The 12,798-nt window shown below is 43.6% G+C and carries 6 protein-coding genes; all 6 read right to left on the reverse strand.

From position 1 onward, the window contains the following. Positions 1-4: 4 nt before the first annotated feature. Positions 5-2,128, reverse strand: a complete 2,124-nt coding sequence (rlmKL, locus tag ACF8EG_RS19555) for a bifunctional 23S rRNA (guanine(2069)-N(7))-methyltransferase RlmK/23S rRNA (guanine(2445)-N(2))-methyltransferase RlmL (protein ID WP_069507012.1) — start codon at positions 2,126-2,128, stop codon at positions 5-7. Positions 2,129-2,624: 496 nt separating this feature from the next. Then, positions 2,625-3,167 carry a cell division protein ZapC gene (locus ACF8EG_RS19560; RefSeq protein ID WP_005494967.1) on the reverse strand — a complete coding sequence of 181 codons (543 nt, stop codon included), beginning with the start codon at positions 3,165-3,167 and terminating at the stop codon, positions 2,625-2,627. 168 nt (positions 3,168-3,335) lie between these two features. After that, the gene (gene pyrD, locus ACF8EG_RS19565; RefSeq protein ID WP_005458264.1) at positions 3,336-4,346 is read right to left on the reverse strand and encodes a quinone-dependent dihydroorotate dehydrogenase; all 1,011 of its coding nucleotides are present in this window, start codon (positions 4,344-4,346) and stop codon (positions 3,336-3,338) included. Between the two features lie 306 nt (positions 4,347-4,652). Beyond that, the gene (locus tag ACF8EG_RS19570) at positions 4,653-9,494 is read right to left on the reverse strand and encodes an NAD-glutamate dehydrogenase (protein ID WP_005458266.1); all 4,842 of its coding nucleotides are present in this window, start codon (positions 9,492-9,494) and stop codon (positions 4,653-4,655) included. Positions 9,495-9,695: 201 nt separating this feature from the next. Further along, entirely contained in the window at positions 9,696-9,914 is a 219-nt protein-coding gene (locus ACF8EG_RS19575) for a DUF2835 domain-containing protein (RefSeq protein ID WP_074534427.1), read from the reverse strand. Positions 9,915-9,979: 65 nt separating this feature from the next. Further along, positions 9,980-12,586: an aminopeptidase N gene (gene pepN, locus ACF8EG_RS19580; RefSeq protein WP_025591004.1), complete on the reverse strand. Its 2,607-nt coding sequence runs from the start codon at positions 12,584-12,586 to the stop codon at positions 9,980-9,982. Positions 12,587-12,798: the final 212 nt, after the last annotated feature.

The raw sequence follows: 12,798 nt of genomic DNA on the forward strand, positions 1-12,798 counted from the left end.
TTCTTTACTCTGCGTGTGTCACTAGCCAGCAGTTATGGATGTGTTTGTTTCGAGAAAAGTCCAAAGGCAAAGTTTGCGATGAAATATTCTGAGCTTTTAGTCCTAGCTCAGCCAACCCTTCTTCATCCATCTTAAAGTGACGTTTATTGTTCGAGAACACAATCGTACCGCCTGCGCGTAACAAACGTTTCAAGTTCGTCATTAGCTTGATATGGTCACGTTGCACGTCGAATGACGTTTCCATACGTTTTGAGTTTGAAAACGTCGGTGGATCAATAAAGATAAGGTCGTATTCGCCTTTTGCATTTTCAAGCCACTGCAGGCAATCTGCTTGCTCAAAGCGATGTTGGCGTCCAATACAACCATTCAACTGCATATTGTCTTTTGCCCAGTTCAGGTACGTGTTTGACATGTCTACTGTCGTTGTTGAACGAGCTCCGCCAACTGCCGCGTGTACTGTTGCACTACCTGTGTAAGCAAATAGGTTCAAGAAATCTTTGCCTTGAGCCATTTCGCCTAAGCGACGACGTGTGATCTTATGATCTAGGAATAGTCCCGTATCAAGGTAATCGTGCAAATTCACGATCAGCTTCACGCCGTACTCGTTCACCTCTAACGTTTCAGATACCTGACCCAACTTTTGATATTGGCTGCGACCTTTCTGCTTTTCACGAACTTTAAGAACAACTTTGTTCGCTTCTACGCCTGTCACTTGAATCGTTGCGCGAATGATATCCGTCAAACGGCGTTTCGCTTTCTCTTCAGGGATATTTTTAGGTGCTGCGTATTCTTGAATCACGATTTGATCGCCATATACGTCAATCGCTACGTTATATTCAGGAAGGTCTGCGTCATAGATGCGGTAGCAATCTAATTTCTCTTTACGAGCCCATTTGCCAATTTTGCCAATGTTTTTCTTCAAACGGTTTGAAAAATCAGGAGCGATTTGAGTATTGGTATCTGCACCTTTTACTTCATCGGCACTACGTTCTGCGATGCTGTAGTTTTTTTGGTGACACGGTAACGCACCATTGTTTAATTTGAATTGCTTATCTGCACGCATGCGAAGACAGCTCAGCAACTCATCTGAACTAGAGAAAATAGACGCTTTGCAGCCACCAAATTCTGCTTTCAATTGGCCACCAAACGCGGTGTAAAGCGCAATCAGACCTGGCTCTGTACCCAAACGTTCGCCGTAAGGTGGGTTAGATACAATCACACCATTTTCAAAACCTGTAGGTCGCGTGATAGTTGCCGCATCGCCTTGAGCAAACTCAATCAGTTCCTCAACCCCTGCTCTGCGAGCGTTCTCTTGTGCAACTTTGAGCACTTTAGGGTCGTTATCGAAGCCAAAAAACTTAGCGTCAACTTTCTTGACGCCGCGTCTAGCCTGAACGTTTGCTTCTGATTTGATTTCAGCCCATGTATCTGGCTCAAAGTCTTCAAGTGATTCAAAGCACCATTGCTTTCGTTTTACACCAGGAGCCATATTTGCAGCCATCATTGCCGCTTCAATCAGTAACGTACCAGAACCACACATTGGATCGAGAAGTGGCTGATGACCGTCCCAACCACAACGCATAATGATCGCCGCTGCTAATGTTTCGCGAAGTGGTGCTCGGCCAGATTCCGGACGGTAGCCACGTTGATGAAGGCCACTGCCTACCATATCAACACCTAAGATAGCTTTATCTTTGTGAAGGCGAACATGAACGCGAATATCAGGACGTTCTTTGCTGATGTTTGGTCGAGGTAAGCCTTTCTTCTCAAAGCAATCAACGATGCCATCTTTTACTTTCATCGCGCCGTACTGACTGTTGCGGATCTCGCGGTTGGTACCGTTAAAGTCCACAACGAAACGCTTAGAACTGTGGAATTGATTCACCCAGTTAATTGACGAAGTAGATAGGTATAGATCCATGTCGTCGTTACAAGTGAATTCAGATAAAACACGTACAAATCGTGATGCCAAGCGGCTCCACAAACAACAACGATAGATTTGCTCATTCGTGGCTTTAAATTTTACGCCCGCCTGTACTGGTTTCGCGTTTTCAATGCCTAGTTTAGTCAGTTCTTCAACAAGCAGGTTTTCCATGCCGTTTGAAGTTACCGCGAGATATTGATTCATAGTGTTCTTTCGTTAATAAAAAATGGCCTTAATTATACCTGACTTTACGATCAATGCCTCGTTTTTAAAGGCGTTTTTAGTTTCGCCAGCGCAAACAATCACCAATCACTTGATCTGAAACTTCCTACATTTCGAGCTGAGCATTTCTTTTCCCATTCTTTTAGCTAACCGAAAACCTTACCTTAAAGAAGAAGTGAATACTTATTTACCTTAATTTTGGTATATACCAATGGCAGAGTTGTGTTGTAATTTACTTACCAACTGCACGTATTGGGGAAGAAATGTGGGAATGTTAGGCGATAAGTTGCCTAATATTAGTGATCGCTAAGATGAAAAAAGTGGAATAAAAGTGACCAGCTTCATAGTTATGTGCTTAACAATGCAGTGATTTCAGCCGATTAATAAAGGTATTTGAAAGGAAAAGGATAAAAAAAATCGACCTGAGGCGGTCGATTAAGGCAAACAAAGGAACGAAATAGAGAAAACTTAAAGAGGTTTAACCCACCATAGCCATTGGAGCCATGACAAATAAATGATTCGCACAAACCATTCTGTCGTGCATAACTTTTATTGGCTGTCCAAACTGCAGCGTTTTATGGCCATCAAGAATGAACTCTTCTTGACCGACATACGCGCACAAGCTTGAAGCTTCGCCAGGTTCTAAAACGATGAAAACGCCTTCAGAATAGCGGTTAGATAGAAATACCATGTCCCCTTCTTCTGGTTCGTGCCCTGTTGATTGAGCATCGAAGAACCAACTCTTAGGCTGGACTGGTTTATGGAAGCGTTTCGCAGCTACACAGTAAAGTGTTAGCTCGGCCTGACGGTACTCATTGATATCGAGACAACGAATGCGTTCATTAAACGTTTGAAACGCACTAGCATCGTCGACTGTAAATTCGTTTTTTGAGAAGGCACAGTTGACCAACAGCTTACGGGATAGATTGGTTTGGAAAATCATTTCCTCCCCCAGATCCAGCATTAAGCAAGCTTTGTGCTCGTCAAAATACCAATTCCATTTGTCGCTGGGTTTAAGCATTATTCCGTTCTCTCTTGACTAGTGAATCAATGGTAAAGAGGTAAGACGCTTAATTACCTACTCATGATTTTCTAAATTTTACAAACGAACGGACAAAAAAAAAGAGGAAACGAGTTCCTCTTTTTTCTGAAATAAGCGTTGAATTCTCAGCGATTTATTTGATGAGTGCTACAGATTTTTAACAATATCGCGTACTAGGCCAGGACCATGGTAGATAAAGCCAGTATAAACTTGTACGAGTTGAGCGCCTGCCATCATTTTCTCTTTTGCAGCAACATAAGAGTCAATGCCGCCAACACCAATGATAGGAAGTTTGTCACCCAATGCTTCGTGCAATTTGCGAACAACTTCTGTTGAACGAGATTGCACCGGACGACCGCTTAAACCACCTGCTTCATTTGCGTGTTTCATACCTTCAACTACTGTTCGATCCAGTGTAGTGTTTGTTGCAATAACACCATCGATATTGTTTTTCAGTAGTGATTCACAAATCTGAGTGATTTCATCATCGCTCAAATCAGGGGCAATCTTAAGTGCTAGTGGAACGTACTTGCCGTGTTTTTCTGCAAGCTCTGATTGTTTCGCTTTAAGCTCTGATAGTAACTCGTCGAGTGCTTCACCGTATTGTAGAGAGCGAAGCCCCGGAGTGTTTGGAGAAGAAATGTTTACAGCGATGTAACCAGCATATTCGTACACTTTCTCCATACAAATCAAGTAGTCCTCTGCCCCGTTCTCGATTGGTGTATCTTTGTTTTTACCAATGTTGATACCAAGAACACAGTTGAACTTTGCTTTTTTCACATTCTCAACCAGATGATCCACACCTAAGTTGTTAAAGCCCATTCGGTTGATGATGCCTTCGGCTTCAACCAAGCGGAACAAACGCGGTTTGTCATTACCTGGCTGAGGACGAGGAGTCACTGTGCCAACTTCAACAAAGCCAAATCCCATCGCATCGAATGCTTCAATACATTCCCCGTTTTTATCCAAACCAGCAGCAAGACCCACTGGGTTACGGAATGTTAACCCCATGCATTCTACTGGACGGTTAGGTAATTGTTGACGATAGAAAAGATCGAGTGGTGTGCCGTTAAAGCGTTGGAAGTTCTTGATTGCAAGATCATGTGCCTTTTCGGCATCAAGTTGGAAAAAGCCAGTTCTGGCTAGACGGTAAAGCATTGTGCCTCCGAAAGAAAAAAGCCCCGTGTAAACGGGTCAATATTATTTACTGTTTTTTATTGTAATTCAATGAAAATGAACGAATTAAGTAAAATTGCATCTTGAGTTAGAAGTTTTTTCATAAAAACAAAGAATTAGCGATTTTTTCGGCATTGAAATATCCAGTTTCTAATAGGAAAGCAATCGATTTCAGCAGAAGTTAAGTTTTAAAATTCAGTTACGATGTCACGTTTGTGGTCGAAATTGGTGATTGCGGATACAAAAAAGCCTCGCATTTACGAGGCTTTTTCTAATAAGTTAACTCGCCTACTCGTTTGAAGAGCAATTCAAATTAAGCAGTACCAGTTCACGAAGAGCTACCGAGAATTTGGCAAATTCATGTACAGAACCGACTTTGAACTCATTAAGGATGCTTTCCCAACGATGAAGTGATTGTTCGTTTGCTTCCATCCACTCTTCAAGCGCTTGCATTACATCAAGATCTTCGTTTGCACACGCACAGTTAAGAACTTGCGCTGTCAACTGACGTTGTTGCCAATCTAGGTCTTCACGGAATGCCGCGCGAGCTAGAGCTTGCCAGTTGTTGTCGACAGCTTGGCTATTGATTTGTTTCAAGAACCAGTGCAACGACAAGCGATCGCCAAGGTTGAAGTATAGCTTCGATGCTTGTTCAACCGTTTTGCCAGTTTCACTTGCAACCGATGAAATATCCAGTGCCGATTGAAGGCTCGATAGACGTGCTACTTGATGGGCCAGTTTTTCTTCTACCCCACGCTCCATCCATGTTTGAGCCAACTCATTGTGCTCTTCCACTTCAGATTCAACCAGCATGCTATCAAGAGTTTCAGTAATGACATTCACATCTTGTTTGTAGATTGCAATCAACTCACCAACGGTAGATTTACCGCTGCGATTACGCAGTAACCAACGAGCAATACGACGTAGTGCGCGGCGTACGTAGAACATGATCTCGTACTGTGCATCTGCCGTTGCAACGTTGTCTAACGCGCGAGTTTGCTTAAGAATTTCAGCAAGATCAAATATTTCACGAGCTGCACTGTAAGCATTTGCAATATCAACAACACTTGCGCCCGTTTCTTCTTGAAGACGAGTGACGAAGTTACAGCCCATTTCGTTAACCATTTGGTTTGCTAGCGCAGTCGCGATAATTTCTGCACGTAGCGGATGGTTAACCATTTGATCTTTATAGTTACGGCGTAACTCACTTGGGAAGTACTCAACCAGTTGTTTCGCATGGAATTCATCATTTGCAATGTCATCCGTCACGAGCTGCTGTTTCAGAACCATTTTGCCGTAAGCGACAAGCACCGATAGCTCTGGACGAGTAAGACCTAGGCCCTGCTTTTCGCGTTCCAGCAGCGTTTCATCATCAGGAATGTACTCAAGAGCACGGTCCAAGTACCCTGCTTTTTCCATTGTGTGGATGAAACGAATCTGTTCTTTAACGATGCCAACGCCTTGTTGCTCTGTCACTGAAATGGACTCAGATTGACGGTATGCGTCATCCAGAACGATTTCACCGACCTCTTCTTCCATAGATTCAAGAATTTGGTTGCGTTGTTTAACGGTAAGATCGCCATTTGAAACCAGTCCGTTCAAGAAGATCTTAATGTTTACTTCGTTATCCGAGCAGTCTACACCGCCCACGTTGTCAACAAAGTCGGTGTTAACTCGACCACCGTTTAGCGCATACTCGATACGACCAAGCTGAGTCATACCTAAGTTACCACCTTCACCAACCACTTTTGCGCGCAGCTCACGACCATCAATACGAAGCAGGTCATTTGCTCGGTCACCAACGTCTGTATGCGTTTCAGTCGAAGCTTTAACGTAAGTACCGATACCACCATTCCAAAGTAGATCCACTTTCATTTTTAGGATCATTTTAATCAGATCGTTTGGTGCTACGGATGCCTTCTTGGTGCCCAACATTTTTTGGATTTCAGGCGTTAGTTGGATCGATTTTGCACGACGTGAGAACACACCACCACCTTGCGAGATCAACTCGGCGTTGTAATCTTCCCAACTTGATCTTGGTAGATTAAACAAGCGGTTACGCTCTTCCCAGCTGGTGGCTGAATCTGGATTTGGATCAATAAAGATGTGCATGTGGTTAAACGCAGCTTGTAAACGAATGTGCTTAGATAACAGCATACCGTTACCAAACACATCACCAGCCATATCGCCTACGCCGATTGCGGTAAAGTCAGTCGTTTGACAGTTGATGCCCATTTCACGGAAATGACGTTTAACTGATTCCCAACCACCTTTTGCAGTGATACCCATTGCTTTGTGGTCGTAACCGTTTGAACCACCAGAAGCAAACGCATCGCCAAGCCAGAAGTTGTATTCTGCTGAGACTGAGTTCGCCAAATCAGAGAATGTCGCCGTGCCTTTGTCGGCAGCAACCACTAGGTATGGGTCATCTTCATCGTGACGAATTACGTTTTGTGGTGGAATCACCTCGCCTTCAATGATGTTGTCAGAAACATCAAGCAATGCGCGAATGAACTGTTTATAGCAGCGTTGACCTTCTGCAAAGATTTCATCGCGAGTGGTTAGAGACGGCTGACGCTTACAAACGAAACCACCTTTCGCCCCAACTGGAACAATAACGGTGTTCTTAACTTGCTGAGCTTTTACAAGACCAAGAATTTCTGTACGGAAATCTTCTTGGCGATCTGACCAACGTAAGCCACCACGAGCAACTTTACCGCCACGAAGGTGAACACCCTCAATGTCTGGCGCGTAGACGAAAATCTCAAAAGCAGGAACTGGCTGAGGAATCTCTGGGATTTCGCTTGGTTTCATCTTCAGAGATAGCCAAGGCTTCGACTGCTTGTTTTCGTCCAACTGGTAGTAGTTAGTACGCAGCGTTGCCATGATCATATCCATGTAACGACGAATAATACGATCATCATCTAGGCTTTCTACACGATCCAGTTGTTCAGTCAGCTTCTTAATCAGATCGCTTTGGCCTTTTTCGCTGCCTTTATGTTTTGGATCGAAACGTTTAGCAAATAGGTTAACCAAGCCAGTAGCTAAATCAGGGTAATGGCTTAGTGTATCTTCAATGTATTGTTGGCTGAATGGGAAACCAACTTGACGCATGTAGCGCGCGTAAGCACGTAGAATCGAGATTTCACGCCCAGATAACGAAGCACCCAGTACCAAACGGTTGAAACCATCACTTTCTAGATCCCCTGCCCAAATCGCAGCAAATGCTTGTTGGAAACGATCACGAGCTTCGCGAAGATCAACGGTTTTTTCGCTCTTATGCAGCATCGAGAAATCTAGGATCCAGAATGTCTGGCCATTGTTTTTCTCGATCTCGTAAGGAGATTCACCAATCACGCGTAGACCCAAGTTTTCCAACATTGGCATTACGTCTGATAGATGGATTGGCTCGTCACGATGGTAAAGTTTTAAGCGAACCGCTTTCGAATCCGTTGCAACTTCCTGCGGACGGTAGAAAAGCATGCCAAGTTTGTTGTCGTCACTCAGTGCTTCAAGGCGCTCAATGTCTGCCACTGCAGAACCAGGCATCATGTCTTCTTTGTATGAACGAGGGAACGCGCTCATGTACTCTTTCGATAGTGGTAGACCTTTGCTTTCACCAAAGTTAGCAATGATCGACTCTTTTAATCTGTCGTCCCAAGAGGTAGAAACTTCCATTAAATTCTGCTCGATTTTTTTCACGTCTACATCAATGTTGTTATTGTCTACACGAACAATGTAATGCGTTCTTGCCAATGGGCTTTCAGAGAAGAACGTCGTAAATTCAACTTCTTGTTCACAGCCAAAATACTGCTTAAGAATGCGTTGAGTTTGGCGGCGAAGTTCTGTGTTGTAACGGTCTTTCGTTACGTACACCATGCAGCTGAAGAAACGACCGAACGGGTCTTTGCGTACGAACAAACGCAGCAAGTCGCGGTCTTGCATTTGTACTACGCCCATGCCGACTTCAAGCAAATCTTCTTCGTTCGCTTGTAGCAGTTCATCACGTGGGTAGTTTTCAAGAATATTATGCAGCGCTTTGTAGGAGTATGAGCCGCGGCGGTAACCACTCGCTTCTAAGATACGATCTACTTTTTCTCGAATTAGAGGAATGCTGTGAACAGCTTGGTTGTATACCGCGGATGTGTACAAACCAGTGAAGCGGTGCTCGCCAATTACTTTGCCATTTTCATCAAACTTTTTGATGCCGATGTAGTCAGTGTAAGCAGGACGGTGGATACGAGACGCTTGATTGCCTTTCGTAATGATCAAAGCGTAAGGTTTTTTCGCTTCTAGTCTTGCAGAATCAGACAATTCAGACAACTTAACGCTGCGAATGCGCTTTTCATCAGCAAACAGACCTAGGCCTTTTTCTTTTGCTGGTCGTAGTTCCGTATCACCGTTTATTTCCGCTAAGTCATAATCTTTGTAACCCATAAAGGTAAAGTTATGATCACCAAGCCAACGTAAAAATGCGATGGTTTCGTCCAAACGATCGGTTTTCATCGAAACACGATCTTTGTTTTTTTCAAGATCATCTGTAACGATCTTGAGTTTGTCGACCATTGGCTGCCAGTCATTAACAACTAGGCGTGTATCAGACAGGATGTTCAATAACTCTTCTTTAAGAGCTTGCATCTCTTCTTTACTTGTTAGGCGGTCAACTTCGATGTGGAATAGTGATTGAAGAACTCCACCCTCACCGTTCACTTCTGTTACTTGACCTTTTTTATCACGCTCTAGCTGAGTTGGATTATTGAGCATTAAATGGCAAACAAGATCTAAGCGCGCTAGCGCCATCTTGATTGAATCCACTAAGAATGGACTATCTGGAACAACAACTTCTACGATTGTGTGTGTGGATTGCCAGCCTTGACGACTTACGGTCGGGTTAAACACGCGGACCGAGATATCTTCTGGTTTTTTTTCGTTTATGTGGTGCCAGAGGCTGACAACAGCACCATAGAGGTCGGATTCGTTTCGCTGAATCAAGTCATCATCAGCAATGTTACTAAATAAGTGTTGAGCAAGTTTGGTTACAAGCGTTTGGTGAGAAAGCTCGAGTTTGTCTTGAATCAGTTGGTAAACCTTTTCAAGCAGAACCGGCACTACATTTTCACGCGCGGTCATATTCACACTCCACATTAGAATTGTTGTTTTGTAGGGGGACTTAGTAACAGGGTTGTTACCCTAGAAACTAAGCATAGGTAATGCATGCACTCATTGTAAAAGCATAATTACAAATGTTTAACAACTATTCGCTGTGGTAGGAGGTGAAATGTCTGATTCTGTGACTAAGATTCCTATTTAACTCTCTGCAAATACAAAGCATCACAGAGTTTCTAACTTTAGAAACTTGTTATTTTGGTCAGTTGTTAGCCTAAATTGCCCTCTCACCCCTAATTGGCTAAGAAATGGTCTAAATTTGGCTGCAGGAAGTTGTAGCCTTAAGCCGTTGTTTGTTATGACTTGAACGGAACTTGCGGCGCCCGAGTAATGGGACAGAAATGTTTGATAAGAAATATTCAGCGTAAAGTAATAGTGCTTCATGAACTAGAAACGTTGCAGTAGATACAATTAGGGTGGTCATTGCGACCACCCTATTATTTTGGCGACTATTCGTCTAGTGCTTTAGTCACTTTTTCAAACAGGTCTTTGGCAAGGTTGTCCATTGCTTTTAGTTTTTCAAGTTCTGCACGAATCATCGCTTGGCGAGCTTCATCGTATTTACGGAACTTCAGCAGAGGATCAATCATGCGAGATGCAACTTGAGGGTTGGAGTCGTTCAACTGACGAAGAATTTCACCGGCAAATTGGTAACCAGAACCCGATTTGTCGTGGAAACGAACTGGGTTTGCAGCCAAGAACGAGCCAATTAAGCTGCGCGTGCGGTTCGGGTTCTTCAAGCTGAACGCTTCGTGATTCATGGTTGCTTTCACTTTTTCAAGTGCATCTTCTGCTGGGTTAGTCCCCTGCAGTGCAAACCATTTATCCATAACTAAACCGTCATGTTTCCACTTATCGCTGTAATCAGCCATCAGCTCTTCACGACATTCCAGTTGAGCACTATTCGCTGCACTCATAGCTGCAATGGTATCGGTCATGTTATTGGCAGCTTCATACTGCGCTTTAACTAACGTGTTACCTTTGTCTGTATGAGCTAAGAACTGAAGACATTGATTACGCAACGCACGTTTGCCGATTGCTGCATGGTCGATGGTGTATTCGGCTTGTTTTAGCGTGTGGTAAGTGGCACTTAGTTCATCTTCCAATGCGGCAGAAAGTGACACTGTAATGCTATTTAAAACCGTATCAACTGCATCTACATCAATCTGTTTGTACCAGCCTGTGATTTCATTGATAGATGGCAATGAGAAGACTTGAGCGATAAATGCAGGCTCTAAGTTTTCATCCAATAATACGCCGCGGAATGCATCGATAAGATCTTCTGAAAGTTGAACCTCACTGCCCGTTTGGACATTGGTGACATTTTGTCGAATGTACTTCGCTAATAGCATTTGGCTTGCATCCCAACGAGCAAAATCGTTGGTTGCGTGCTTCATTAGGAAGATCAGTTCTGCGTCGCTGTAATCGTATTCCAATTTAACTGGCGCAGAGAACTCGCGTAACAATGAAGGCACTGGTTGTTCTGCGACATTCTCGAACACAAATGTTTGTTTATCTTGCTTGATGTCTAAAACATTGTGAACTGATTCGCCGTTAATGATCAGTGGGATAATCTGACCTTTCGAATCATACAGCTCGATATCGAATGGAATGTGCAGTGCTTGTTTTTCTGCTTGGTCTTGCGTTGCTTCAGTAAATTGCTCAACTGTTAGCGCGTAAGTTTTTGCTTCAGCGTTGTATTCGCTGTTTACACGAAGTGTTGGTGTACCAGATTGGCTATACCATAGACGGAATTGCTTAAGGTCAACGCCCGTTGCATCTTCCATTGCAGAAACGAAGTCTTCACATGTTGCCGCTGTACCGTCGTGACGCTCAAAGTAAAGCTTCATACCTTTTTGGAAGCCTTCCTCGCCAAGCAAAGTGTGGTACATACGAATCACTTCACTGCCCTTCTCATAAACGGTCAGTGTATAAAAGTTATTCATTTCAATAACTTTGTCAGGACGAATTGGGTGTGACATTGGGCTTGCATCTTCAGCAAACTGAGGGCCACGAATAATGCGCACGTTGTCGATTCGATTTACCGCACGTGAACCTAAGTCAGAAGAAAACTCTTGATCACGGAACACCGTCAAACCTTCTTTTAGGCTCAGCTGGAACCAATCACGGCAAGTCACGCGGTTGCCTGTCCAGTTATGGAAGTATTCATGGCCAATCACAGCTTCAATACCCAAGTAATCTCGGTCTGTCGCCGTTTGGTCATTCGCCAGAACAAACTTAGAGTTAAAGATATTTAGGCCTTTGTTCTCCATAGCGCCCATGTTGAAGAAATCAACCGCCACGATCATGTAAATATCGAGGTCGTATTCTAGACCAAAGCGTTCTTCGTCCCACTTCATTGAGTTGATTAGCGATGTCATCGCGTGACCCGCTCGGTCTAAGTTGCCTTTATCGACAAAGATTTCTAGGTCAACGTTGCGACCAGACATTGTGGTGTATTTATCGCGAAGAACATCAAAGTCACCAGCGACAAGCGCAAATAGATAAGCTGGTTTTGGATGTGGATCTTGCCATTGCACCCAATGACGACCGTTCTCTGCTTCGCCTTGTGCAATACGGTTACCATTGCTGAGCAAGTATGGATATGTTGCTTTATCTGCAATGACTTTGGTTGTGTATTTTGCCAGTACGTCTGGGCGATCTAAGTAATACGTGATGCGGCGGAAGCCTTCTGCTTCACACTGTGTACAGAATGCACCACCAGATTTGTACAGACCTTCAAGTGCGGTATTGGCTTCAGGATCAATTTTAGTGATGATTTCAAGTTCGAACTCAGCAGGTAAGTCAGACAGTACTAGGGACGCCTCTTTTACTTCATGATGCGCCCAATCTTCGCCGTTCACCTTAACTGAACGAAGCTCTAACCCTTCACCATCCAGTTCTAGAGTCGTTGATTCACCCTTTTGAACTACTTTTGATAGTGCAGTAACGATGGTGTCGTTGTCGTAAAGATCAAACGTAAGATCAATATCAGTAATTGTGTGGGATGGCGCTTGATAATCTTTACGATATTTCGCCTGGGGAGCTTGAGACATGTCCATAAATCCTTGTATGTCGAACTACAAAAATACCAGTTTACAGGTCTCAAACCCTTTAACTGGTATCACGATATAAGCTATTTGTATGGGTTGTGGTATCAGAATACAAGTCTTTCTATAAAAAAACGGAGCTTTTTGATGGTTAGCTCCGCTTTCTGATTAACATTTACTCAACATTAGAAGTTAACCGTATGAATACTCATTTATAG

Source organism: Vibrio sp. YQ_11, from assembly GCF_043103065.1.
In the GTDB taxonomy this organism is placed as follows: domain Bacteria; phylum Pseudomonadota; class Gammaproteobacteria; order Enterobacterales; family Vibrionaceae; genus Vibrio; species Vibrio parahaemolyticus.